29 protein-coding genes and 1 pseudogene are annotated in these 23,648 nt (G+C 70.3%); 14 read left to right on the forward strand and 16 right to left on the reverse strand.

All coding sequences use genetic code 11. The features are described 5' to 3' along the window. Nucleotides 1-51 precede the first annotated feature (51 nt). Both ACIBF8_RS13470 and ACIBF8_RS13475 read left to right on the forward strand, forming a co-directional pair. The gene (locus ACIBF8_RS13470) at nt 52-906 is read left to right on the forward strand and encodes an alpha/beta hydrolase (RefSeq protein WP_396782981.1); all 855 of its coding nucleotides are present in this window, start codon (nt 52-54) and stop codon (nt 904-906) included. 168 nt (nt 907-1,074) lie between these two features. Next, on the forward strand, nt 1,075-2,214 hold the full coding sequence (locus ACIBF8_RS13475; protein ID WP_396782982.1) for a site-2 protease family protein: 1,140 nt from the start codon (nt 1,075-1,077) through the stop codon (nt 2,212-2,214). 72 nt (nt 2,215-2,286) lie between these two features. Here ACIBF8_RS13475 and ACIBF8_RS13480 read toward each other — a convergent pair whose 3' ends face one another. Together ACIBF8_RS13480 and ACIBF8_RS13485 are read right to left on the reverse strand one after the other, a co-directional pair. Next, nucleotides 2,287-3,558: an FAD-binding protein gene (locus ACIBF8_RS13480; RefSeq protein ID WP_396782983.1), complete on the reverse strand. Its 1,272-nt coding sequence runs from the start codon at nt 3,556-3,558 to the stop codon at nt 2,287-2,289. Further along, the gene (locus tag ACIBF8_RS13485; RefSeq protein ID WP_396782985.1) at nt 3,555-4,406 is read right to left on the reverse strand and encodes a hypothetical protein; all 852 of its coding nucleotides are present in this window, start codon (nt 4,404-4,406) and stop codon (nt 3,555-3,557) included. Before ACIBF8_RS13485 ends, ACIBF8_RS13480 begins: the two co-directional genes overlap by 4 nt. Before the next feature lie 20 nt (nt 4,407-4,426). On the opposite strand from ACIBF8_RS13485, the gene ACIBF8_RS13490 reads away from it, so the two are divergent. Next, nucleotides 4,427-4,849: a hypothetical protein gene (locus ACIBF8_RS13490; protein WP_396782986.1), complete on the forward strand. Its 423-nt coding sequence runs from the start codon at nt 4,427-4,429 to the stop codon at nt 4,847-4,849. 20 nt (nt 4,850-4,869) lie between these two features. Here ACIBF8_RS13490 and ACIBF8_RS13495 read toward each other — a convergent pair whose 3' ends face one another. The 6 genes from ACIBF8_RS13495 to ACIBF8_RS13520 all read right to left on the reverse strand — a co-directional run bounded on the left by ACIBF8_RS13495 (nt 4,870) and on the right by ACIBF8_RS13520 (nt 9,136). Beyond that, nucleotides 4,870-5,799: an LLM class F420-dependent oxidoreductase gene (locus ACIBF8_RS13495; RefSeq protein ID WP_396782988.1), complete on the reverse strand. Its 930-nt coding sequence runs from the start codon at nt 5,797-5,799 to the stop codon at nt 4,870-4,872. A 67-nt stretch (nt 5,800-5,866) separates the two neighbouring features. Further along, complete coding sequence (locus tag ACIBF8_RS13500; protein ID WP_396782989.1) at nt 5,867-6,904, reverse strand: hypothetical protein; 1,038 nt, start codon at nt 6,902-6,904, stop codon at nt 5,867-5,869. Continuing rightward, on the reverse strand, nt 6,904-7,173 hold the full coding sequence (locus ACIBF8_RS13505; RefSeq protein WP_396783129.1) for a hypothetical protein: 270 nt from the start codon (nt 7,171-7,173) through the stop codon (nt 6,904-6,906). The genes ACIBF8_RS13500 and ACIBF8_RS13505 overlap by 1 nt, the downstream gene beginning before the upstream one ends. Nucleotides 7,174-7,649: 476 nt before the next feature. Next, nucleotides 7,650-7,826, reverse strand: a complete 177-nt coding sequence (locus ACIBF8_RS13510; protein WP_396782991.1) for a Uma2 family endonuclease — start codon at nt 7,824-7,826, stop codon at nt 7,650-7,652. Further along, the gene (locus ACIBF8_RS13515; protein ID WP_396782993.1) at nt 7,823-8,068 is read right to left on the reverse strand and encodes a hypothetical protein; all 246 of its coding nucleotides are present in this window, start codon (nt 8,066-8,068) and stop codon (nt 7,823-7,825) included. The genes ACIBF8_RS13510 and ACIBF8_RS13515 overlap by 4 nt, the downstream gene beginning before the upstream one ends. Nucleotides 8,069-8,116: 48 nt before the next feature. Continuing rightward, nucleotides 8,117-9,136, reverse strand: coding sequence for an aldo/keto reductase (locus ACIBF8_RS13520; protein WP_396782994.1), 1,020 nt, complete (start codon nt 9,134-9,136; stop codon nt 8,117-8,119). Nucleotides 9,137-9,279: 143 nt separating this feature from the next. On the opposite strand from ACIBF8_RS13520, the gene ACIBF8_RS13525 reads away from it, so the two are divergent. From ACIBF8_RS13525 to ACIBF8_RS13535, 3 genes are all read left to right on the forward strand, one after another. Next, complete coding sequence (locus ACIBF8_RS13525; RefSeq protein WP_396782996.1) at nt 9,280-9,732, forward strand: GNAT family N-acetyltransferase; 453 nt, start codon at nt 9,280-9,282, stop codon at nt 9,730-9,732. Nucleotides 9,733-9,742: 10 nt separating this feature from the next. After that, a complete protein-coding gene (locus ACIBF8_RS13530; RefSeq protein ID WP_396782998.1) occupies nt 9,743-10,222 on the forward strand; it encodes a hypothetical protein in 480 nt (159 codons plus the stop codon). A gap of 75 nt (nt 10,223-10,297) precedes the next feature. Beyond that, nucleotides 10,298-11,497, forward strand: a complete 1,200-nt coding sequence (locus ACIBF8_RS13535; RefSeq protein ID WP_396783000.1) for an MFS transporter — start codon at nt 10,298-10,300, stop codon at nt 11,495-11,497. Between the two features lie 71 nt (nt 11,498-11,568). Here the strand turns inward: ACIBF8_RS13535 and ACIBF8_RS13540 are convergent, their stop codons facing one another. Then, nucleotides 11,569-12,726 carry an epoxide hydrolase family protein gene (locus tag ACIBF8_RS13540; protein ID WP_396783002.1) on the reverse strand — a complete coding sequence of 386 codons (1,158 nt, stop codon included), beginning with the start codon at nt 12,724-12,726 and terminating at the stop codon, nt 11,569-11,571. A gap of 129 nt (nt 12,727-12,855) precedes the next feature. Here ACIBF8_RS13540 and ACIBF8_RS13545 point away from each other — a divergent pair, with 129 nt between their 5' ends. The 6 genes and pseudogenes from ACIBF8_RS13545 to ACIBF8_RS13570 form a co-directional block, all read left to right on the forward strand. Continuing rightward, nucleotides 12,856-13,800, forward strand: a complete 945-nt coding sequence (locus tag ACIBF8_RS13545; protein WP_396783004.1) for an RNA polymerase sigma-70 factor — start codon at nt 12,856-12,858, stop codon at nt 13,798-13,800. A gap of 82 nt (nt 13,801-13,882) precedes the next feature. Continuing rightward, the gene (locus tag ACIBF8_RS13550) at nt 13,883-15,070 is read left to right on the forward strand and encodes an NAD(P)/FAD-dependent oxidoreductase (RefSeq protein ID WP_396783005.1); all 1,188 of its coding nucleotides are present in this window, start codon (nt 13,883-13,885) and stop codon (nt 15,068-15,070) included. 71 nt (nt 15,071-15,141) lie between these two features. After that, entirely contained in the window at nt 15,142-16,113 is a 972-nt protein-coding gene (locus ACIBF8_RS13555; protein ID WP_396783007.1) for a GlxA family transcriptional regulator, read from the forward strand. Between the two features lie 90 nt (nt 16,114-16,203). After that, complete coding sequence (locus tag ACIBF8_RS13560) at nt 16,204-16,788, forward strand: hypothetical protein (RefSeq protein ID WP_396783008.1); 585 nt, start codon at nt 16,204-16,206, stop codon at nt 16,786-16,788. A gap of 37 nt (nt 16,789-16,825) precedes the next feature. Further along, nucleotides 16,826-17,446, forward strand: a complete 621-nt coding sequence (locus ACIBF8_RS13565) for a dihydrofolate reductase family protein (protein ID WP_396783009.1) — start codon at nt 16,826-16,828, stop codon at nt 17,444-17,446. Between the two features lie 68 nt (nt 17,447-17,514). Next, nucleotides 17,515-18,081 (forward strand): annotated as a pseudogene (locus tag ACIBF8_RS13570) (alpha/beta hydrolase); the annotation flags it as partial. A gap of 190 nt (nt 18,082-18,271) precedes the next feature. On the opposite strand, the gene ACIBF8_RS13575 reads toward ACIBF8_RS13570, so the two are convergent. From ACIBF8_RS13575 to ACIBF8_RS13590, 4 genes are read right to left on the reverse strand one after another with little or no spacing between them, the layout of a single operon-like run. Beyond that, nucleotides 18,272-19,036, reverse strand: a complete 765-nt coding sequence (locus ACIBF8_RS13575) for an ABC transporter permease (protein ID WP_396783011.1) — start codon at nt 19,034-19,036, stop codon at nt 18,272-18,274. Next, nucleotides 19,033-19,845 (reverse strand): ABC transporter ATP-binding protein, encoded by an 813-nt coding sequence (locus ACIBF8_RS13580; protein WP_396783013.1) that lies wholly within the window; start codon nt 19,843-19,845, stop codon nt 19,033-19,035. The genes ACIBF8_RS13575 and ACIBF8_RS13580 overlap by 4 nt, the downstream gene beginning before the upstream one ends. Next, nucleotides 19,842-20,222, reverse strand: coding sequence for a DUF1048 domain-containing protein (locus ACIBF8_RS13585; protein WP_396783015.1), 381 nt, complete (start codon nt 20,220-20,222; stop codon nt 19,842-19,844). Before ACIBF8_RS13585 ends, ACIBF8_RS13580 begins: the two co-directional genes overlap by 4 nt. A gap of 2 nt (nt 20,223-20,224) precedes the next feature. Then, nucleotides 20,225-20,572 (reverse strand): PadR family transcriptional regulator, encoded by a 348-nt coding sequence (locus ACIBF8_RS13590; protein WP_396783016.1) that lies wholly within the window; start codon nt 20,570-20,572, stop codon nt 20,225-20,227. A gap of 203 nt (nt 20,573-20,775) precedes the next feature. Between ACIBF8_RS13590 and ACIBF8_RS13595 the strand changes: the two genes are divergently transcribed. Both ACIBF8_RS13595 and ACIBF8_RS13600 read left to right on the forward strand, forming a co-directional pair. Continuing rightward, entirely contained in the window at nt 20,776-21,195 is a 420-nt protein-coding gene (locus tag ACIBF8_RS13595; protein WP_396783017.1) for a MerR family transcriptional regulator, read from the forward strand. After that, nucleotides 21,192-21,611: a carboxymuconolactone decarboxylase family protein gene (locus ACIBF8_RS13600; protein ID WP_396783018.1), complete on the forward strand. Its 420-nt coding sequence runs from the start codon at nt 21,192-21,194 to the stop codon at nt 21,609-21,611. The genes ACIBF8_RS13595 and ACIBF8_RS13600 overlap by 4 nt, the downstream gene beginning before the upstream one ends. A 64-nt stretch (nt 21,612-21,675) precedes the next feature. Here the strand turns inward: ACIBF8_RS13600 and ACIBF8_RS13605 are convergent, their stop codons facing one another. The 3 genes from ACIBF8_RS13605 to ACIBF8_RS13615 all read right to left on the reverse strand — a co-directional run bounded on the left by ACIBF8_RS13605 (nt 21,676) and on the right by ACIBF8_RS13615 (nt 23,535). Further along, nucleotides 21,676-22,257, reverse strand: a complete 582-nt coding sequence (locus ACIBF8_RS13605) for a dihydrofolate reductase family protein (protein WP_396783019.1) — start codon at nt 22,255-22,257, stop codon at nt 21,676-21,678. 66 nt (nt 22,258-22,323) lie between these two features. Beyond that, nucleotides 22,324-23,163 carry a helix-turn-helix domain-containing protein gene (locus ACIBF8_RS13610; protein ID WP_396783020.1) on the reverse strand — a complete coding sequence of 280 codons (840 nt, stop codon included), beginning with the start codon at nt 23,161-23,163 and terminating at the stop codon, nt 22,324-22,326. 114 nt (nt 23,164-23,277) lie between these two features. Continuing rightward, nucleotides 23,278-23,535, reverse strand: a complete 258-nt coding sequence (locus ACIBF8_RS13615; RefSeq protein ID WP_396783021.1) for a hypothetical protein — start codon at nt 23,533-23,535, stop codon at nt 23,278-23,280. Nucleotides 23,536-23,648 lie beyond the last annotated feature (113 nt).

Here is a 23,648-nt window from a genome sequence, read left to right on the forward strand (position 1 = left end):
GGGCACAGCGGGTAACCGCCGGGCCGGATGCCGCGACACCGGGAGGACGCGATGGGTGCCACGCCGCAGGGTCAGGTGGACACGGTCGTCCTGATCCACGGACTCTGGATGACGCCGCGCAGCTGGGAAGGGTGGGCCGAGCGGTTCACGGCGCGCGGTATGCGCGTCATCGCCCCCGCCTGGCCCGGCATGGACCGGTCCGTGGAGCAGTTGCGCGACGATCCCAGCCCGATCGCCGAGCAGAGCATGGCCACGATCGTGGCGCACTATGACCGGATCATCCGAGCGCTGCCCCGCCCGCCGATCATCATGGGGCACTCGTTCGGCGGCCTGTTCACCCAGGTCCTCGTCGACCGGGGTCTCGGCGCGGCAGCGGTGGCGGTGCACCCCGCGGCGGTGAAGGGCGTGCTCAAGGTGCCGCTGAGTCAGCTGCGCTCCGGCTTCCCGATCCTGCGCAGCCCCGCCAACCGGAACAAGGCCGTCCCGTTCACCCCGGACGACTTCGCCTACACCTTCGGCAACACGATGAGCCGCGAGGACTCCGACCGGGCCTGGCAGCGCTACGCCGTCCCCGGCGCCGGCCGGGTGTTCTTCGAGGGAGCGTTCGCCAACCTCGACCCGCGCTCCCCGGCCCGGGTCGACGTCGGGCGCGACGACCGCGCGCCGCTGCTGCTGATGGCCGGCGAGGTGGACCACGTGGTGCCGGCGTCGGTGGTCCGCGCCAACGCCGGGCTCTACCAGAAGTCCCGCGCCCTCACCGCGTACGAGCAGTTCCCGGGCCGATCGCACTTCACCGTCGGGCAGGACGGCTGGGAGAAGATCGCCGACTACGCGCTGGACTGGGCGCTGCGCGCGGCGGCCCTGCCCCGGGAGGCGACCATCGCCAGCGAAACCCCCCGCCGCTAGAACCGTCCGGCCCCTGTCCCGGCCGCCATGATCATGTGATGAGAAATAGCTGCCAGAGACGTTCCTGACCTATTTTTCATCACATGATCGCTAGAGCCCACGCTTGCTGACCAACGGTTGCGCCTGACTAGCCGGCATGTCGAGGACCGGCCGGGGTATCACGGTGGGATGAGGGCCAGTTTCCGGCTTGGCCGGGTCGCGGGGGTGCCAGTAGGCGTCAACTGGAGCGTGCTGGTCATCTTCGCGTTGATCGCGTGGGGGTTGGCCGCCAACCAGTTCCCCCGCTCGTATCCCGACCGCTCACCCGTGGCGTACGCGATCGCCGGGCTGGCCGCCGCGGTGGTCTTCTTTGTCGGCCTGCTCGCCCACGAGGTGTCGCACGCGGTGGTGGCCAAACGCAACGGGCTGACCGTGGACGGCATCACGCTGTGGCTGTTCGGCGGCGTGGCCGAGCTGCGGGGCGAGCCGCGTGACCCGGGCGCGGAGTTGCGCATCGCGGGCGTCGGCCCGCTGGTCAGTCTGCTGATCGGGGCGTTCTTCGGTGCCATCGCGGCGCTGCTCGCGCTGGCCGGGCAGGGTGGGCTCCTCCTCGGTGCGATGGCCTGGCTGGCCGGGATCAACGTGCTGCTGGCCGTCTTCAACGTGTTGCCGGCCGCGCCGCTGGACGGTGGCCGGTTGCTGCGCGCCGCAGTCTGGAAGGCCACCGGTGACCGGACCCGGGCGGTCGTGGTCGCCGCCCGGGCCGGCTGGGTGCTGGGTGTGCTGCTGATCGGCCTGGGGCTGTGGCAGTTCCTGTCCGGTGTCGGTTTCGGTGGGCTGTGGCTGGCCCTGATCGGCTGGTTCCTGATCGGCGCGGCCGGGATGGAGGAGCGGCAGGCCCGCACCGGCACCGCGCTGCGCGGGATCCGGGTGGGCGACGTGATGACCCCGCAGCCGCAGACCGCCTCGGCGGAGATGACGGTCGCGGACTTCGTGGACCACTACCTGTTCGCGTACCGGCATTCGGCGCTGCCGCTGACCGAGGATGGCCGGCCGACCGGCCTGGTCACCGTCGACCGGGTGCGGGGCGTGCCAGCCGAGCGGCGGGCGTCGACCACGCTGGCCGAGGTGGCCTGCCGCGCCGACCAACTGGTCCTGGCCCAGCCCGGTGAACAGCTCAACGATCTGCTCCCCCGGCTCACCGAGTGCGCCGACGGCCGCGCCCTGGTGGTGACGGAAGACGGTCGCCTGACCGGCATCGTCTCCCCCAGCGACATCAGCCGCGCGGTCCAGCGCAGCACCCTGCGCACCCCCACCCCATCCCGTTGATCATGAAGTTACTGCCCCGACACGCCGGGCAGAATGGCAATAACTTCATGATCAACCGGGCGTCACCGGGCCTCAGCGGGGGAAGTAGTGGTTCAGGGCCTCGGTGCGGAATTTGCCCTTTGGGTCCAGGTCGGTCAGCAGGGCGGCGAAGTCGGCGTAGCGCGGGTAGCGGGTGGACAGCTCGGCCGGGTCGGTGACGAAGACCTTGCCCCAGTGCGGGCGGGGCGCGAAGGGCGCCAGCCGCTCCTCCACGGCGGCCACCACCGGCAGCACCGCCGCGCTGTCGTCGATCCAGGTGAAGTGCAGCACGAAGCTGTCCCGCCGGTAGTTCGGGCTGAGCCACAGCTCGTCCGCCGCCACGGTACGCAGCTCGGACACCAGCAGCACCGGGGCGATCAGGTCCGCCACGTCGTCCAGCGCGGCGAGCGCGTCGGCCGCCGACGTCCGCGCGACGTGGTACTCGGACTGCAACTCGTCACCGCTGCTCGGGGTGAATCCGAGCTTGAAGTGCGGTAGCCGCTCGTGCCACGGGCCCGACTCACCGAGCTGCGGGGTGCAGTTCTCCGCCGGCATCCCGAGCACCGGGTGCCGGGGCTGGTCGGCGGCGGTGGTGCCGAGCCAGTCCGCCGGAGGCGGCGGCTGATCCGCCAGCTGTTTGCGCCACACCTCGCGTAGCCGGGGCGACCGGAAGTCGGTGAACACACTCACGCTGTACGCCGAACCGAGCGCCTCGTCCAGCGCTGCCCGGTCGAGGTCGAGGCGTACGTACTGGCGCAGCGCGAAGGTCGGTACGACGTCCAGGGTGACGCGGGTGACCAGGCCGAGCGCGCCGAGCCCGACCACCATGCCGGCGAACGTGTCCGCGTCGCGGTCGACCCGGAGCAGCTCACCGTCGGCGGTGACCAGCTCCAGGCCGGCGACCGCGCTGGCCAGGTTGCCGTGGGTCTGGCCGGAGCCGTGGGTGGCGGTGGCCACCGCGCCGGCCACCGAGATGTGTGGCAGCGAGGCGAGGTTGGCCAGCGCGTACCCCTGGGTGTGTAGCTGTCGGGCGACGTCGCCGTAGCGCAGCGCGCCGCTCACGGTGACCTGCCCCCGCTCGTGGTCCACCTCGACGACCGGGGGCAGCCCGGAGAGGCTGACCAGGTCACCGTCGGTGTCGCCGAAACGGTTGAAGGAGTGCCCGCTGCCCACCGCCCGGATCCGGCTGCTGCCGGCGACGAGACGGCACAGTTCGCCGACGGAGCTGGGCCGGTGGAACGCCTTCGCGGCGTACCGCACGTTGCCGGCCCAGTTGCGGCGCGGAACGTCGGTCATCGACGCGGCCTGCGGTCCCTGCGCGGTCATGTGGCGGTCTCCCGATCGGTGGTCTGGTGGTCGGCCAAGGCGGCGACGAGGGCGTCCAGAACCGTATCCGCCTGGAGCGTGTGGTAGCCACGCTGGGCGATCGGCAGACCGGCCGCGGTGGCGCGTTCGATCTCCCCCCGGGCCGCCTGCCGGGTCGGCGCGTCCCCGGACAGCAGGGCGTCCTGGCCGCGTCGGATCAACCGGTCGACCCGGTCCATCTGGTAACCACGCAGGCCGACCGGGAGATCCGGGGCGTCGAAGGCGGCGCGACGCAGCGCGAGCAGGTCGACGAAACGGTCTCCGGCACAGCGGGTGAGCGCGGCGGACACCTGCTCGGGCTGCTCGCGGACCTGGTCGAGGACGAGCAATTCGACGGCGGGTCGGCCGTCGAGCGGATGGCGGGCGGTGGCCGACTCAATCGTCACACCCGGCGCGGGAACCAACAGCAGCCGCGGCGGTTCCGGGTGGCCGTCGCGGCGGGGCGGCTCGTCGAGGACCAGCGCGCCGACCTCGGCCCACCGGATGTCCCGGCGCAGGCCGGGCCGCCGGATGCTGAGCCCCGCCGAGTGGATCCCGAATCGGAACGGACGCATCGCGCTGACCAGCGCCACCGCGCCGAGCGCGATCGCCCCCACCGCGATGATCGTCCGTAGCAGGGCGCCGTCGCTGGGGTAGACCAGCAAGAGCACTCCACCGAGTACGCAGACCAGGGCGAGCACCCGGGCGCCCCGACTCCGGCGCAATTCCACGCTCGGACCCCCGTTCATGACCGTGGCGTTGGTCCCCGCATCTTCCGCGAAACCGGGCACCGAGGACACCGGTCGATCGGGCACGGTTGTTCTCGTCATCGTCGGGGAACCCTACGCTCATGAGCAGCTACCGTGATCCGGCCCCACGCGGCGACGTCTTCCCCTCCGAGGAGGAACTGGACCCGACCGGCACCGGGGTCGAGCAGGCCAGTGCACCGCCGACCGGCGGGTTGCCGAGCCACCCGTCGCCCACACCTGGTCCTCGACCCACCCCGGCGCCGGCGCCCGCCCCGACGCCGGTGCCGGCGCCCGGGCCGCCGCCCCGCGCCCCCGGTGCACGGTCGATCGTGACCCGGCACCTGGACGGGTCGGTGGAGGTGGTTACCGACCTCGACGGTGACGGTGTCGCCGATGTCGTCCAGATCGACGTGGACGGCGACGGCATTCCGGACATCACCTATGTGGACAGTGACCGCGACGGGCGGTTGGACACCGTGCTGGGCGACCCGGGTGCGGTCGGGACGGGCGCGCACCGCGCCTGACCGGTGACGGCCCGGTCGACTCAGAGCTTCGCCATCACCTCGCTGGCGACCAGCTCCAGGTGCTCCAGGTCGCTGAGGTCCAGCACCTGCAGGTAGAGCCGCTGGCTGCCGATGTCCGCGTATCGGCCGATGGTGTCCAGCACCTCGCCGGGCGTCCCGGCCAGGCCGTTGGCCCGCAGCTCGTCCGGTTCACGGCCGATGGCGGCCGCCCGGCGGGCCACCTCGGCGTCGTCGCGCCCGCAGCAGAGCACCAGGGCGTTGGACCAGACCATCTCGGCCGGGTCCCGGCCGATCTCGACGCAGGCCGCGCGGACCCGGTCGAACTGCGCCGCCGTGTCCGGCACGGAGGCGAACGGCAGGTTGAACTCGTCGGCGTAGCGGGCGGCCAGCCGGGGGGTGCGCTTCGGGCCCGTCCCGCCGAGCAGGATCGGTGGGCGCGGCTGCTGCACCGGCTTGGGCAGGGCGGGTGAGTCGCTGATCGGGTAGTACCGACCTTCGTGGTCGAACCGTTCCCCGACAGGCGTGGACCAGAGCCCGGTGATGACGGCGAGCTGCTCCTCCAGCCGGTCGAACCGCTCGGCCAGCGGCGGGAACGGGATGCCGTACGCGCTGTGCTCCTCGGCGTACCAGCCGGTGCCGATGCCCAGCTCGACCCGGCCACCGCTCATCTGGTCGACCTGCGCCACGGTGATCGCCAGCGGGCCGGGCAGCCGGAAGGTGGCGGCGGTCATCAACGTGCCGAGCCGGATGCGGCTGGTGTCCCGGGCCAGGCCGGCGAGCGTGGTCCACGCGTCGGTGGGGCCGGGGTCGCCGGTCACGTCACCCATCATCAGGTAGTGGTCGGACCGGAAGAACGCCCCGTAGCCGGCGTCCTCGGCGCAGCGGGCGACGGCGAGCAACTGATCGTAGGTGGCGCCCTGCTGAGGTTCGGTGAAGATCCGCAGTTCCATGATCCGAGCATAGGGTTCCCCGGTCGGCCCGGTCGGCGGTATGCCGACCGGGCCCGCCAGCGCCAGCTCAGACGTACGGCCGCTTGGCGTACGCCTCGCGGAGCGCGGCCAACCCGGCCGCCTTCGGCGTCAGGGTGCCCCAGCCGGAGTTGAAGTAGTTGGTGCGCACGATTCGTGGCCCACGCTCGGCGTTGAGCTGGGCGATCGCCGCCGGTACGGTGGCGATCCAGCCCGCCTGGTCCGGGATCTCGGCCGACCTGGCCCCCCACTCGGCGATGATCACGGGTCGGGACAGGGCCACCGGTCCGAGATCCGCCACCGCCCAGTCCTTGGTGCGCCGGAACCGGGCCAGCGCGGTGTGGCTGGCGTTGGTGGCGTACGCGTTCCACTGGAGGTAGTCGAGGCGGGACATCAGCGACTCCGGGTGGGTGCGCTGGTAGCAGGCCCGGTCGAAGCCGCCCAGCCCCACCGAGAAGGTGGTCCCGGCCGGCAGCGTGCGGGCCTTGAACCAGGTGAGGATGTAGTTGACCGCCTGCACGGCCCGAGCGTCCGACTCGGCCCAGTCGTACGCCTTGCCGTCCTCGGTGGTGCCGAACTCGTGATCGGTGTCCAGCTCCGAGGCGAGCTGGATGTTCACCCCGAAGCCGAGCGTCCGGTACTGCGACAGCGCGCGGGCCAGCAACCCGTCGCACTGCCCCTTGATCACTTGGCCGTACCCGTACGCCCTCGGCCAGGTGGTGCCGGGGCGCTGCTGGATGGTCATCGTCGGTGCCGGCACGGTGTAGCTGGTGCCGTCCACCGCGAAGCTCTGCGTTCCATAGGTCGGCGCGCCGTAGTGCTTCAGCTCCAGCACCATGTTCATCTGCACCCCGGCCTTGCCCAGGTTGATCAGCCAGGGCCGGTTGTAGCCGGGAAAGATGTAGCCGTCGGCGAGGCTGCGGTACTGGGTGAGCGACCGGAAGTTGCCGCCGGCCATGTCGGCGGTCGGATCGGCGCCGCCGGCCAGGTAGTAGCCGCCGAGCACGGGTTGCGCCAGGCTGTAGTCGGCGGCGGCCGTCACGGTGTTGCCGGCGGCGTCGCGGACCTGGACGGTGACCCGGGGCATCACGCCACCGACCGATACACGGCCACGGAGCCGTTGTCGGAGACCCGGGTCCAGGTACGCCCGGAGTTGTCGGTGACGGTCACGGTGAGCGGGTCGATGACCGCCGTGACCTTCACCGGTGCGCTGCTGTTGCCCTGCGCGTCGGTGACCACGATGGTGACGGTCAGCGGTTTGGTGTCGGCGTCTGAGTAGGTGACGGTCAGCAGCATCTGGTCACCCGGCACGAAGACGGATGCGTTCAAGGCTGCGGTCGCGGTGGGAGCGGCCATGTCGGGCCCTTTCTGGCTCGGTCGCCAGGGCGCGGCGTGCGGTCGAGCGACGCCGGACCCGGCGGGGTCCACAGTGCGAAAGGCCGGCGGGGCACGGGGACGGATGGCACGGCCGGTGGGCGGCGTCGCCTGACCGCCGACGGTGCTGACGTCCTTGTCCCGGTGGGCGGAGGCACCGCTGCGGGCGCCCGCAGGGGTGTCGATGGCAGCCACGGCCTGTCCTACCCGCGATCGGCACGGCAGCTGTGCCGTGACCGCCACGGCTTCGAGGCCGGGCTGGGCGAGGGCGGCACCGGTGGGGACGATGTTGTCCCCGCCGGGCCGGAGGATCGGGATGTGGCCCGCCACCCGTCTACCTCCACCTGCCCCAAGGGTGCTCTACCAGGGGCTTTACCGTCTTGTCCGGTTTGCGACAAGGCCCGGCGAGGGTCGGTGCGACGGCTACTCGGGCAGGACCGATCCTCTGGTGCTGGCGTTCAGTCGAGATGGTCGGCGGGGACGGTCTGGAGCAGCCAGGCCAGCGGCATCCGGGCCCGCGCCTCGTAGACGCCGTCCCCATTGAGCCGGTGCAGGGTGACGGTCTGCGCGCCGTCCCGATCGACCACCCAGTACTGCGGGATCCCCGCCGACGCGTACTCGCGGACCTTGGTCACCGAGTCCATCGCACGCCGGCGGCCTGAAGCACCTGCTCAGCCGGCCAGCCGGCCATGATCAACCAGGCGAAGAGGCGACTGGCGATCATGGCATGGTCCGAATCGGGCGGCGGCATGACCGACAGGACCCGCTCGGGGCTGGTCTCGTAGCGGTGACCGTTCGGATCGGCAGCGTTCATCGCCGCCACGTCGTCGAGCGTCACGACGGCGGGCATGTGCATGCCAACAGCCTCAGCGCTCATGAGCCTCATCCTAGGTAACCAACGGTGCGAACCACCGCACCCGGAGGGTCAGCGACGCCGCCGCGCCGGGTCGAGGAGGGCGGGCGGGGTGTCGAACTTCTCGTGCGCGGCAAGGTCAACGCCCGGTGCGACGATCGCGTCGATCGCGTCGAGCACGTCGGCGGAGAGCACGGTGTCCGCGGCGGCAAGCTGGGCGCGCAGGTGATCCATGGTGCGGGGGCCGATGATCGCGCTGGTCACGGCCGGGTGCGCGGTGACGAACCCGAGTGCCAACTGGATCAGGGTGAGCCCCGCCTCGTCGGCGACGGTGGCCAACTGCTCGACGGCGGCGAGCCGGGCCTGGTTGGCCGGGATGCTGAGGTCGAAGCGGGCCGGCAGTAGCGCCGAACGGCTGGTGGTGATCTCCCGGCCGGCCCGGATCGCGCCGGACAGCCAGCCCGACGCGAGCGGGCTCCACGCGAGCACGCCGAGCCCGTACTGCTCGGTCACGGGCAGGACGTGGGCCTCGATCCCTCGTTGCAGGATCGAGTAGCTGGGCTGCTCCGTGACGTAACGGCTCAGGTGGTGCTCCCGCGCGGCCCACTCGGCCTGCACCAGGCGGTACGCGGGGAAGGTCGAGGAGCCGAAGTAGCGGATCTTTCCCGCCCGTTGCAGGTCGGTCAGCGCCGACAGGGTCTCCTCGTCGCTGGTGGTGGGGTCCCACCGGTGGATCTGGTAGAGGTCGACGTGGTCGACGCCGAGGCGGCGCAGGCTGTTGTCCAACTCGGTGACCAGCCAGCGGCGCGAGCTGCCCCGCTGATTGCGCTCGTCGCCCATCGGCATGCCGGCCTTGGTGGCCAGCACGATGTCGTCGCGGCGGCCGGCGATGGCCTTGCCGACCAACTGCTCCGACTCGCCCTGGCTGTACATGTCGGCGGTGTCGATGAGGTTGATTCCGGCTTCCAGCGCGGCGTCGACGATCGCCGTCGCCTCGTCCTGGGTGGTGTGCCCCAGTTTGCCGAAGTTCATCGCGCCGAGCACGAGGGTGCTGACCTGGACGCCGGTGCGCCCCAGGGTGCGGTACTGCATGACTGTTCCTCCACGGAAGGGTGATGTGGCTGGCCCATCGACTCTGGCGCTCCGAGCAAATGGAACCATGTTCCGCTAAGAACAATACGGAACTGCGTTCCGTTTGCCAAGTCGAACCGCTGGACCGCGATAGCTTGGCGATCATGGCGGACTGGGAGTTGCGGCCGGCGTCGATGGCGGACGTCGAGGCGGTGGTCGAGTTGCGGGCAATGGTGCTGCGGGCCGATCTGGAGCGGCTCGGGCGGTACGACGCACAGCGGGTGCGGCAGCGCCTGCGGGACGGTTTCGCGCCGGCGTACACCTGGATTGTCGAGGTGGACGGCGCGTTCGCCGGCTGCGTGGCGCTGCGGCCCGGCGCGGACGCCCATTGGCTGGAGCACTTCTACCTGGCCCCGCACCTGCAGGGCAGTGGCATCGGCACGGCCGTGTTGCGCGGACTGCTGGAGCGGTGCGACCGCGACGGCACGCTGGTCCGGCTGAACGTGTTGCAGGGCAGCCCGGCCCGGCGGTTGTACGAGCGGCACGGTTTCACGCTGGAGACCGAGGACCCGGTGGACGTGTTCCTGGTCCGCGCACCCAGGACGGTGTCAATGTAATGTTGACACGGTGACGTCGGAGCTGGCCCGGTTGGCGGATGTCCGCGCCGCCCGCGCCCGCCTGGACGAGCAGGAGCTGGAGATCATCGACCGGGCGCGGCATGACGGCGCGACCTGGGCGCAGATCGCGACGGCCCTCGGTCTCGGCAGCCGGCAGGCTGCCGAGCAGCGTCGACAGCGGCTGGTGGCGGCGCGGTGGTCGCGGCGGCAGCAGCTCGACCTTCGGTTGCCCCCGCAGATCGCCGCGCTGCGGACGGCGGTGGCCGACCTGGGCCGGTGGATCGGGGCCGATCAGCGGTGGGACGGCCGGTTCCGTCGGGCGGCACTCGTGCGGAGCACGGTGGACGCCGCCCTGGATGCCGCTCCGGGCGCGCTCTACGCCTTGGCCCTGCACCTCGCTGCGGACCTCGCCGAAGCGGACGAGCGGCTGCCCGCACCCGCTCGGACCGCCGCGACAACGATCGCCGCCACCCTGTCAACGACACGTTGACAAGGCCCAGCAGCATTGCTCCGGCTGAACTCAAGATTGAGGATGTGAGTCACCTCGACTCAATTCGGAGTGCTCATGTGTCGCAACGCGGGCCTGTTCGTGGCGATCTCCCTGCTGTCCGGCTTCGGCAGCAGCGCCATGTCCCTGGTCGCCGGCATCTGGATCCTCGACCTCACCGGCTCCACCAGCCTCGCCGCTCTCGCCGGGCTCTGCGTGTACGCCCCGGTGCTCGCCGGCCCGTGGCTGGGCGGTCTGCTCGACCGGGCGCCGCGGCGGCCTCTGGTCATCGCCGTCAGCCTCATGCTGGCCGCCGCCCTGCTGGCCCTCCTCGCGGTGCGGGGGCCGGGGCAGACCTGGCTCATCTTCGCCGTCTCGGGTGTCTACGGCGTCAGCTACGTGCTGATCGACGCGGGCGAGACGGCGCTGCTGCCGTCCGCGCTGGCGCCGGCCGAACTCGGCGACGTCAACGGGTGGCGCTCCAGCGCACAGGAGGGCATGAAGCTCGTCGCTCCCCTGGCCGGGGCCGGCCTCTACGCGTGGCGCGGCGGTCACGCGGTCGCCGTCCTCAGCGCGACCATGCCGATCCTGGTCGCCACCCTGTACGCGGCGCTCCGCCTGAACCGGACGCCCTCCGCGCAGAGCACCGAGCGCGGCGACGGCCCGCGGACCGGGTTGATCATCCTGTTCGGACACCGAGGGACCGGTCTGCCGGTCGTGCTCGCCGCCGTGTCGATCGCCATGTCCGGCTTCACGACGGCGGCGATCTACGCGGTCGTCGTCACCGTACTGCGCCTGCCGACGACGTTCCTGGGCGTGCTGGGCAGCGCGCAGGGCGCCGGCTCCATTCTCGGTGGCCTCATCGTCGGCCGACTCATCGCGAGCCGAGGTGCCGGCACCGTCGGTGTCGCCGGGACGGCGCTGTTCGCGATCGGATGCCTGGCGCGTTGCCTGCCCTGGTGGCCGGCCACGGTCATCGGGGCGGTGATCGCCGGCGTCGGCCTGCCCTGGACCCTCGTCGCGGCGGTGACCGCCGTGCAGACCCACACGCCGTCGGCGCTGCTGGGACGGGTCTCCGCGACGGCCAACACCGCCATGTTCGGACCGCTCGTCGTGGCGATCCCCCTCGGCTCCGCGGCCGTCCACCTCGGCGCCCGCCCACCGCTCATCGCCGCCGTCGTGATCTGCCTGACGGCCGTGGTGGTCGCCAGCTCCTTTCGTCCGTCCACGTTGTGCGCCGCCCGCCGGAGGGCCCGACACGATCCCGCGACGCGGTGACCGGGGCGACCCACCCGATCCCGGTGTGCACGAGAATCAGTCGCATGCCGGGTGGCGCTGCCGTCGCGCGGTTAACGCAGCAGCCGGAAGAAGGCGCGCAGGTCGGCGATCAGCAGCTCCGGCACCTCGAGCGCGGGGAAATGCCCACCCCGGTCGTGCTCCTTCCAGTACCGAAGGTCCGGGTAGCGGCGGGTCACCCAGCGCCGGGACGGCCGGGGCAGCTCGGCGGGAAAGATCGAGGCACCGACGGGTACGCGGACCTGATCGGCGTCTGCACCGCTGATCGACCCGGACACCCGGTCGATGCTCTCCGCGTACAGGCGTGCTGACGACGCCGCGGTCCCGGTCAGCCAGTAGAGCGTGACCTGGTCGAGGATCTGGTCTCGGGTGAGTCCGCCGGACGGGCCGGCGGGGTCGGTCCAGCTGAGCAACTTCTCGCCCATCCAGGCGCACAGGCCGGCCGGGGAATCCAGCAGGGCGTACCCGACGGTCTGCGGCGCGGTGCGGTGGGCCTCCGAGTACGCCGAGCTGGATGTGCCGCGTTGACGCAGGTCGGCCAGCGCTTGGCGTTCGGAATCGGTGAGCTCGTCGGTGGCGGCCGGGTCCGGGCCGGCAAGCGGCGGTACGAGGTGAACGCCGGCCACGTGCTCGCCGTCCAGTGCCCCGAGGAGGCTGGAGACGCTGGTGCCCCAGTCACTGCCGGCGGCTCCGTACCGGGTGTAGCCGAGCGCCGCCATGATCTCCGCCCAGGCGGCGGCTGTCCGTTCGATGCCCCATCCCGGGTGGTCGGGTTTGGCGCTGAAGCCGTACCCGGGGAGCGACGGGATCACCACGTCGAAGGCGTCCTCGGCGGTGCCGCCACAGCTCACCGGGTCGGTCAGTGGCGTGATCAGGTCGACCAGTTCCAACACCGAGCCGGGCCAGCCGTGGGTGAGCACCAGTGGCATCGCGTCCGGGTGCGGCGACCGGGCGTGCAGCAGATGAATCTTCAGTCCGTGCACGTCGACGAGATACTGCGGGACCGCGTTGAGCCGCGCCTCGGCGGCTCGCCAGTCGTACTCCTCGGCCCAGTACCCGCACAGGCTCTGCACCTCGTGCAGGGGTATGCCGTGCGCCCAGCCGGGCGCGGTCGCCGCCTCGGGCCACCGCGTACGTGCCAGCCGGGCACGCAGCTCTGCCAGCTCGGATTCCGGCACGTGCACCCGGTAGGGCTCGACGTCGACGGGCATGCGGGTCCTCAGCTGTCCGAGGCCAGCCCAGGGGTGCTGGCGGCGACACCGGAAGTCTTCCATGGACGAGGGCGCCGGGCACACCGTCGACAGGTCGGCGCGGTCGCGCGCGTGGTTGACTATCGAGTCATGCCGCTCAGTCCGGACGACGTCGCGCTGTTCGAGCACTCCAGGGCGCGCCTGGAGGCGATCGCCTATCGCCTGCTCGGCTCCGCCAGCGACGCCGAGGACGCCGTCCAGGACACCTTCCTCCGCTGGCAGGCAGCCGACCGGGAGCACGTCGAGACGCCCGAGGCGTGGCTGACGAAGGTGCTCACCAACGTGTGCCTCAACCAGTTGACCTCGGCGCGGGCCCGACGGGAGACGTACGTGGGCACGTGGCTGCCCGAACCGGTCCTCGCCGGCGACCGGATGCTCGGCCCGCTCGACACCGCCGAACAGCGCGAATCCGTCTCCGTGGCGGTGCTCACCCTGCTGGAACGGCTGTCGCCCAACGAACGCGCGGTGTACGTGCTGCGGGAGGCGTTCGGCTACTCGCACGGTGAGATCGCTGAAATCCTCGGCATCTCCGAGTCGAACTGCCAGCAGACCTACCGGCGTGCCAAGCAGCACGTCACCGCCGAGCGGGCCCGCACGGCGGTGGACCAGACGACCGCGCGGAAGATCGTCGCGGAGTTCCTCACGGCGGCCAACAACGGCGAGATCCACCGGCTGGTCGAGCTGTTGACCGACGACGCGACGAGCACCGCCGACGGCGGCGGAAAGATTCCGGCCCGGACCACACCGATCGTCGGCGCACTGGCGGTGGCGAAGTTCCTGCGTGGCCTGTTCAAGCCCGCCGACGTCAAGCGGGACCTGGTCGGTGGCAGCCCCGCCCTGCACATCGCCACCGTCAACGGCGCTCCGGCGGTGCTGGTCGTGATCGACGAGCGGGTCATCGGCGTCATATCCGTGGAGGTGACGCCCGACGGTGTCGCGGCCATCCACAACCAGGTCAACCCGGACAAGCTCGTCCGCGCCACCCGGCAGTGGTCCGCCTCCGAGCACGAGGAACCCGCCCTGCACATCTGGTGACCCAGCTCATAGCCGCCTCCTGTCAGGAATCGCGTCGCTGTCCGGTTCAGGAAGCGACCGCCACCGAGACAGGAGTGCCACCATGAAGCACCGCATCGTCGTCCTCGGCGCCGGCTACGCCGGCGCCACCGCCGCCGGGCGCCTCGCCAAGCGGCTGCACCGCGACGACGCCGAGATCACCGTCGTCAACGCCGACGCCACCTTCGTCGAGCGGGTTCGCATGCACCAACTCGCCATCGGGCACGATCTTCAGCGCCGTTCGCTCACCGACATCTACGCGGGCACCGGCGTCACGGTGCGGCTGGCGCGGGTCACCGCCGTCGACGCCGACGGCAGGATGGTCGCGCTCGCCGACGACCACGGCACCGACGAGATCGCGTACGACACGCTCGTCTACGCCCTCGGCAGCACTGCCGCCGACCACGGCGTCCCCGGGGTCGCCGAGCACGCGTACGACATCGCCGGAAGGCCGTCGACGCTGCGGTTGCGCGACCGCCTCGCCCACCTCGCGCCCGGTGGGACCGTGCTCGTCGTCGGCGGGGGCCTCACCGGCCTCGAGGCGGTCACCGAGATCGCCGAGGCCCGGCCGGATCTCGACGTCGCCCTCGCCGCCCGCGACGGTCTCGGCGACTGGCTCAACGACAAGGCGCAGCGACACCTGCGCGGCGTCTGCGACCGGCTGGGCATCACCGTCCACGAGCACACCGACATCGCCCGGGTCGAGGCGGCACGTGCGGTCACCCGCGACGGTCGGGAGATCCCCGCCCAGGTGACCGTGTGGACGACCGGGTTCGCCGTCCATCCCATCGCCGCCGCCACGACCCTGGCCGTCGCGGACACCGGGCAGATCATCGTCGACGCCACCATGCGGTCGGTCTCACACCCCGAGGTGTACGCGGTGGGCGACGCCGCGATCGCCGAGGGCCCGGGCGGCAAGCCACTGCGGATGTCCTGCGCCTCGGGCATCCCGATGGCCTGGCAGGCCGCCGACACCATCGCCGCGCGCCTGACCGGTCGGACGAAGTTCCCCAAGGCTCCGCTGCGCTACTTCAACCAGTGCATCAGCCTCGGCCGTCGCGACGGCATCATCCAGTACGTGACCGCCGACGACCGGGCCAAGCCGGCCCTGCTCAAGGGGAAGCTGGCGGCCCGCTACAAGGAGTTCGTCTGCGCGGGCGCGGCGTGGAGCATCGGGCATCCGATCCTGTACCCGGTACGCCGCCACCGCATCGTCCCGACCCGATCGGAGATCCACACCGCTACCTCTTGACAGGTGGCTGCGGTACAGCGCCCGGGCTGTCGGCGCTACCAATACCCCCCAGGGGTAGCTACGCTGTCGCCATGCACGAACGGGTGTTCCTCGTCGTGGGGTACGACGGGGCGGAACTGCTCGACATCGCCTGCGTTACGTCCAGTCTCGACATCGCCAACCGGATCGGCGCCGCGCCGCCGTACCGGATCGTCCTGGCCACCCCCGGTCAGCGGGAGATCCGCTGCGACTCCGGGTTGCGACTGGCGGCCGAGGCGGGCCTGGAGCGGGTCACCGGGCCGGTGCACACGTTGCTGGTGAGCGGTGGCCAGGGCCATGAGCGGGCGGCGGCGAGCCCGCACCTCGTCGGTCACGTCCGGCGGCTGGCCGCGCTGGCGGAACGGGTCGCATCGGTCTGCACCGGGTCGACGGTGCTGGCCGAGGCGGGCCTGCTCAACGGCCGGCGGGCCACCACGCACTGGATGTACGCCGACCGGCTGGCCGAGCGGTTTCCCGACGTGCGGGTCGACGCCGAACCGATCTACGTCCGGGACGGCAACGTCGCGACCTCGGGTGGGGTGACGAGCGCCCTGGACCTGACTCTCGCCTTCATCGAGGAGGATCACGGGGCCGCGCTGGCCCGGGGCGTGGCGATGGGCACGGTGGCGTACCTGCAACGGCCCGGCGGGCAGGCCCAGATGAGCATGTTCCTGACCCGCCGAGCCACCGACGACGTCCTGGTCCGCGGGATCAGCGACCACATCGTGAGCCACCTCGCCGGCGACCTGAGCACGGCGGCGTTGGCCCGGCTCACCGGGGTCAGCGAGCGCCACCTGTCCCGACTGTTCGTCGAGCATCTCGGGCAGACGCCGGGGCGCTACGTCCGACGGGTGCGGACCGAGGCGGCCGCGCACCTGTTGGCCTCGACCGGCCTGCCGCTGCGGGCCGTGGCACGACGGTGTGGGTTCGGCTCCCCCGAGTCGCTGCGGCAGGCGTTCGTCGACCGGTACGGGGTGCCGCCCTCCCGCTATCGGGCGGTGCAGGCTGCGGTGCCGGCCGCTTGATGCCACGGCTTCGGCCCCACGTCCCAGTGATTCGGACACGTTCGATCCGGAAACGACGCCGAGCGCGGCGTCGCCGGCAGCATCGTGACCATGACTGAGCAGTCGTTAGCACGCCGGCCGCGACTGGTCGACCGTTGGCCCGTCGCGGTGGCGCTCCTCGTCGTTGCGGGCGCGGTCACCGTGATCGCCCTGGTGCACGAGCGGGCGGAGTTGTTCGGGCCGGCGGTGGCCACCATGGCGGGGATCTACCTCATCGCGTACGCCCTCGGTCGGCCGTGGACCGCGTGGTTGGCGTTCGCCGTCCTGAGCGCCGTGGTGACCGGCCTGCACCTGCTCGCACGACTGCTGTCGCTGCCGATCGACCCGGCCGTCGGGATGACGCTGCTGCTGGTGCCCCTCTGGGTGTGGGCGGTGGCGCGACGTCGGTTCATCCCCACCCGGACGTTCTCGGTGCAGACCGCCGGCATGGTGGGCTTCGGCGCGATCACTCTGCTGACCGCAGTGACGCAACCGCAGGTGGCCACCGCCGTGGCCGGTGTCGGCTTCCTGGCACACGGCCTCTGGGACGCCTACCACTATCTGGTCAACCTGGTGGTGAGTCGCTCGTGGGCGCAGTTCTGCGCGGTTGTCGATGTCGGTGTCGGAATCGCCCTGATCATCGCGGCCGTAGGCTGATCGTCTCGCACGCACAAACGCCAATGGAGAGTGCGCAGTGACCACACAAAGCGGCAAGGTGATCGCCAACCAGACGATCTCCGCCGACGGATACTCGTCCGGGCTCAACCAGACCGAGGACCGCCCGTTCGGCGACGACGGCGGTGACGGCTGGGGCCGCGGGCTCCATGCTTGGATGTTCGACCACGCGGAGGAGAACCAGGCCGAGGTCGACCAGATCAACGCCGCCTCGGCGGTCATCATGGGGCGCAACATGTTCGGCCCCGTGCGTGGCCCCTGGGATCGGCAGTGGAACGGCTGGTGGGGTGACAATCCACCGTTCCACGTGCCGGTCTTCGTGCTCACCCATCACGCCCGCGAACCGCAGCCGATGGAGGGTGACACCACGTTCCACTTCGTCACCGACGGGATCGAGGCGGCACTCGCCGAGGCGCGCGCGGCGGCCGGCGACGGCGACATCTCGATCCACGGCGGCGCCACCACCATCAACCAGTACCTCGCCGCCGGCCTGGTCGACGAGTTGCGGCTGCACATCGTGCCGTTCACCCTCGGCACCGGCGTGCGGCTGTTCGACGGCGTCCCGCCCCTGAAACTCGAACAGGTGGCGTCGCGTGCGGCGAGTGCGGTCCTACACGTGACCTATCGCGTGCTGCCCTGAACCGGGGCCTTACAGCGCGCACGGCCTGACCGTGCGCATCACTCCCGCTCACAAGCGGTTGCGGATCAGCTCCACCCCGCTGGGCACCGCGAGCGGCCGTGGTCAAGGCCGCCGTCGCCGCCATCGACGGCCCGGTCGTGGTCGTCGCCCACTCCTACGGCGGTTCCCCGGTCACCGAGGCGCTCGCTGCCGCGGACAACGTACGCCGGATCGTTTATCTCGCTGCTTTCCTGCCGGACGTCGGCGATTCGGTCTTCTCCACCGCCGGTGGCGTTGCTCCGCCGTGGTGGGAGGTACACGAGCGGGCGGATCTGAAGGGCAAGGGTCACATCGCGCCAGTGCAGCCCCGAGAGGTCTTCTACGGCGACGTCGATCCGGAAATCGCGGAACAGGCCGTTGCGCGACTCGGACTCCAATCGTGGGCCTCGACGCAGCAGTCGGTGACCGAGGCGGCGTGGCGCACCATTCCCAGCACCTACATCATTTGCGAGGCCGACAACGCTCTGCCGCCCTTCGCGCAGGAACTCATGGCCAAGCGGGCCGAGCGGGTATTGCGGCTGGACTCCTCGCACTCGCCGTTCCTTTCTCAGCCCGCCGAGCTGGCCGCGCTGATCCGGGCGGAACTTTCCGCCTGACGCCTGCGGCGCGGGTAGCGGGGCGTCACATCGCGGTGGGCGCGAGTGCGGGCATCCACCTGCACGTGGATTCATACCGCTACCTGATCGGCGGACGCGAGTCCGGGTGGCGGGGTTCCGCGAGCCACGTTGTTGTCGGACGGAGCAGCGCCGCATCCGAAGGGATGCGGCGCTGTCCTCTCGCGTTCGGCTAGCTGATCTTCTTGCGGTAGATCGCTGTCGCGGCGGTGTAGGCAGCCACGAGCAGGCCGACGCACCAGGCGAGGGCGATCCAGATGTCGTTGCCGATGGGTTGCTGTGCGAACAGCGCGCGGAGAGCATCCACGATGGACGTCACCGGCTGGTTCTCGGCGAACCAGGCGACCGGGCCGGGCATCGAGTCGGTGGGGACGAACGCCGAGCTGATGAAGGGCAGGAAGATCAGCGGGTAGCTGAAGGCACTCGCTCCGTCGACGGTCTTGGCGGACAGGCCCGCAATCACGGCGATCCAGGTGAGGGCGAGGGTGAACAGGATCAGGATGCCGGCGACGGCGAGCCAGTCGGCCACGGATGCGCCGGTGCGGAAACCCATGATCAGCGCGACGCCTGTGACGATCACGATCGAGGCCAGGTTGGCGACGAGTGAGGTCAGCACATGGGCCCAGAGCACCGACGGTCGTGGGATCGGCATCGACTGGAAGCGCTCGAAGATGCCGCCCTGCATGTCGAGGAACAGGCGGTACGCCGTGTAGGCGATGCCGGACGCGATCGTGATGAGCAGGATGCCCGGGAGCATGTAGTTGATGTACGACTCGTCGGATCCGGTGTTGATGGCTCCGCCCAGCACGTACACGAAGAGCAGCATCAGCGCGACCGGGGTGACCGCCGTGGTGATGATGGTGTCCGGGCTGCGGAGGATGTGGCGCAGGGATCGGCCGGTGAGGGTTCCGGTGTCGCTGAGGACGTGGGCGGTCATCGGGATTCCTTTCCTGCGGACATGGCCGCCTTGCCAGCGGTGTCACTGGTGTCGCCGACGAGGGCGAGGAAGACGTCCTCGAGGGTCGGCTGCTTCTCGACGTACTCGACCTTGGCGGACGGGAGGAGCTGCTTCAGCTCGGCGAGCGTGCCGTTCTGGATGATCGTGCCCTTGTGCAGGATCGCGATCCGGTCGGCGAGCTGCTCGGCCTCGTCGAGGTACTGGGTGGTCAGCAGGATGGTCGTGCCGTCCTTGGCGAGCTGCCGCACCGTCTGCCAGACCTCGATGCGCGCCTGCGGGTCGAGGCCGGTGGTCGGCTCGTCGAGGAACACGACCGGCGGATTGCCGACAAGGCTCATCGCGATGTCCAGCCGCCGGCGCATGCCGCCCGAGTACGTCCCCGCCCGCCGATTTCCGGCGTCGGTGAGCGAGAAGCGGGCGAGCATGTCGTCGGCGACCGCACCCGGGTTCTTCAGGTGGCGGAGCTTCGCGACCAGGACCAGATTCTCCCGGCCGGTGAGCACTTCGTCGACTGCGGCGAACTGCCCGGTCAGGCTGATCGACTTGCGTACGTCCCCCGGGGCCGAGGAGACGTCGAAGCCGTGCACGGTCGCGGTGCCGGTGTTCGCCTTCAGCAACGTCGACAGGATCCGCACCAGCGTGGTCTTTCCGGCACCGTTCGAGCCGAGCAGGGCGAAGATGCTCCCGGCTGCCACCTCGAAGTCGACGCCCCGTAGCACCTGCAGGTCCTTGTAGGACTTCGTAATCGCCTGCACCCTGATCGCGGGTTCGCGCGTCTTGGTGGTCATGCGCTCTTCTCCTCGCCGTTGTCGCCGGTGGCAGCGTCGATCGCTTTCCGCAGGCGAGCGCGTTCCTTGTCTATCCACTGCTTGCCGGAGTACGCCTGCACGAACGTCTCGGCGAACTCGACGGGGTCGTCCCCGACGATCGCGCGGACCGGCGTCCCGTCGGCGACCGCCCGCTCCCAGAGGTCGACGAAGTCGCCGAGCATCGTGATGAGCGTGTCCCCGTCGACGACCCCTCCCTGGTACATGAAGTACCGCTGGAGAGCCTTGGCCGCGCTGCGATGGGGCTCCGGCAGGGCCTCCATGCGGGCCATGTGGCGCTTGTACTGCTTCTTCTGCTCAAGCGACCCGACGATCGTCTCGATCCACTTCGCGGCCATGCTCATGCTCCTTGGTCAAATTGGTTGTCGTTGTCGTGGAGTTGCTCGATGCGTTCAGCGAGGACGCCCCACGTCCTCCAGAACTCGGCGAGTTGCTCTCGCCCCCTCGCGTTGAGGGAATAGACCTTCCGCGGGGGCCCTTTTTCGGAGGGAACCTTCTCCACGTCCACGAACCCGCGCTGCTCGATGCGGACGAGCAGCGCGTAGATGGTGCCTTCCGCGATGTCCGAGAATCCGCGGTCGCGCAGCCACGCGGTGATCTCGTAGCCGTACGCGGATCTGCGGGCCAGGATCGCCAGGACGATGCCCTCGAGAGTGCCCTTGAGCATCTCTGTCATCTGGTTGCCCATGTCCTCTTCCCCTTGCTACCAAGCGACGCTGACTACCGGTAGACCGTAACACTAGGTACCGGTAGATAGCAACGCTGAATACCGAGGGATTTCCGCATGGGTTCGCTCAGCGAGCGCGCGAACCGTCGCGCTGAAGTTTGAGTGACGGGCGCCACCCGGTCATGGCTTGATCTGGAGCGCACTCCAAGTTTTAGGTTCCTTCCATGGCCGATGGAAACGCCCACCCACAGCGGGAGCCAACCCTCACGATCACGCAGGTCGCGGAGCGGACCGGACTCTCTCCAGACGCCCTGCGCTACTACGAGCGCGCCGGGCTGATCGAACGGGTCGGCCGGACCACCGGAAACCAGCGGCGTTACGCCGCAGCCAATCTGGCCTGGCTGGAGTTCTTGCTCCGGCTGCGCGAGACCGGGATGTCGATCAGCAACATGCAGCACTACGCGCAGCTACGGGCCGTCGGCGACGCCACCGTCGCCGACCGGCTGGCCATGCTCCGTGAGCACCGCCGCGACCTCACCGAGCGCATCCACAGCCTGCGGCGCAACGCCACGGCTCTGGACAACAAGATCAACCGCTACGAAGAGCTGCTCGACCAGCAGTCGGAAACGGACGTCCTTGCATGAGCACCACTCCCGCCGCCGAGACTCGCCAGGAGCGCTTCGATCACGGCATGGAGGTCCTCAGCCGCGTTGACGGCGAGGCCGGTCAGCGCGTCATCGACGCCCTCGCCGACATCAACCCGGAACTCGGGCACCAGGTCGTCGCATGGGCCTTCGGCGAAATCTATGACCGCCCCGGTTTGGCGCCGCGCGACCGGCAACTGGTCACCCTCGGCATGCTCACCGCCCTCGGCGGCTGCGAAGCCCAGCTGGAAGTCCACATCAACGCCGCCCTCAATGTCGGCCTGGCACCCGATGAGGTCATCGAGGCGTTGCTGCACTCCGCCGTCTACTGCGGCATGCCCAAGGCCGTCAACGCCACCTTCGTCGCAAAGAAGGTCTTCGGCCAACGCGGCCTTCTGCCGGTCAAGCCTGAATAACCCCACCACGGCCCGCAGCCTGCAACCCCACGAGCGGATCTTCTTCGCGTACCGCTCAAATAGGTCAGCGGCGCACCCGATAGCGCAGGTGAAGCACCCGGTCGCCCTGAATCACCACGTCAGGATCCTCCAACAGGTGCTGCACGTCGACCGACCCGAAGTAGCGCTTGCCGGACCCGAACACGACGGGTACGACGTCCATCCGCACCTCGTCGACCAGGCCTGCGGCAAGCACCTGCCCACCGACGTCGCCAGCGGCGACCTCGACCATGCGGTCACCCGCGAGCTCCTGCGCCTTGGCCACGGCCGCCTCGACGCCGTCGACGAAGTGAAACGGCGCTGCGGGGTCCCAGCCCTCGGGCTTCGGCCGGTGGGTCACGACGACCACGTGGTCGATCCCGCCTGGAGGCTTTCCGTCCCAGCCGTCCGTCATGTCGAAGACGTGGCGGCCGGCGACTGTCACCCCGACCTGGTCCCAGTACGGCCGGGTGTAGTCGTAGGACGTCTGCGACACCTTCAACACGCCGCTGGAGTCCAACGGGACGTCACCGCTGGTCAACCAGTCGAACAGCGGTCCGGGCTGGTCATTCTCGTCCGCGATGAAGCCGTCCACCGACACCGAGCTGTACATGACCACCTTGCCCATGGGGCTCTCCTCTGCTGTGGAATGCCCCTAAATTAGCGGGTCGCGAGCTGTCGCTCTTGTAAGAAATCAATCCGCCGGCAGCGGCCAGCCGTCTATCGCGTGGCCGGGATGTTCGCGCAGGAACCGCCGCCGGACTTCGAGGTACCGGGTCGGCGTGAGCCCGGTGAACGCCCGGAACTCGTGGCCGAAGTGGGCCTGGTCGAAGTAGCCCGCGCCACCGGCGAGGTCGCTCCAGTCGATCGGTTCGGCAGGGTTGATCGCGAACACGGTGGCAGCGAAGCGGTAGGTGCGGGCCAGCCGCTTCGGCGTGACGCCGACGAGCTCCTTGAACCGCTGTGCCAGATGGGTGCTGCTGACACCGGCTGCCACGCTCAGGTCACCGATCGTCACCGCACCGCTGGCCGCCGCGATGACACTGCTCGTATGGCGGATCAGCCCCAGGCCGGCGGTCTCGGACAGCCGCCGCATCAGCTCCTCCTCTAGCAGCGTCAGCATCTCGTGCGGTCCGCTCGCCGTGGCCAGCCGGTCCCGCAGCTCAGCGATGGCGCGCCGACCCCAAACCTGCTCTATCGTCACCGGCCGGTCACACAACTCGGCCGCGGGCATCGACAGGAACGGCGCCAGCCCCCACGGCTTGAGGTGCACGCCGACGGACCGGGTCCCGAGTGGGTAACCGAACTCCCACGCGCGGGTGGGCGTGGTGACCACGCAGCCGTCGACGTACTCGGCCGTCTCGATGTCGGTGCCGGCGCGGATGCGGAACGGCGCCCCGAGGTTGACGATGAGCAGCGCCGACGGCGCGGGCGGCAGCGTCAGCCGGGCGTACGGCGGCGCGCCCTCCAGGTAGTAGAGGTCGTCGATCAGCCCGTCCAGCGGCGGTCGCGGCACTCTGGACACGTACTCCACGCGCACAGCATCGCCGACGCCCCGGCAATCTGGCCACTCACCCAGCGACTGGGCGTGCCCTAACCAGTCCACCCGTCATGCGTGCCGATACTCGTGCCCGTCGCTGGATCGCGCTCAATCGGCCCGGACCGCGGCTTCTGGCCCTGCCCTGTCCTGAGTCGCACGCTGTCGTCGCCGCAGCAACACGGCTGACACCAGGTAGCCCACACCGCCGACCGCCCACAGTGCGGCAAACACCCAGCGCCACGGCGTGGGGTTTCCGACGGCCACGGCCACCCACCCGACGGCCAGGAAGAGCCAGATGCCTGCCCTGATGAGACCCTGCTTTGGCGTCTTTGCTGTCTGCCACCACGGGTTCTTCGCTGGCTTCATATAGGAGATCGTCCCACTCATCACGGGACCGCGCCGCGCTGACCGACCTTGGGATTAGACGAAGATCGTTGACGGCTGGTCAAGTAGCCGCCTTCCTGGTCAACCCGTCTGCC

Origin of the sequence: Micromonospora sp. NPDC050276, assembly GCF_044459545.1 — a bacterium.
Taxonomy (GTDB): Bacteria; Actinomycetota; Actinomycetes; order Mycobacteriales; family Micromonosporaceae; genus Micromonospora.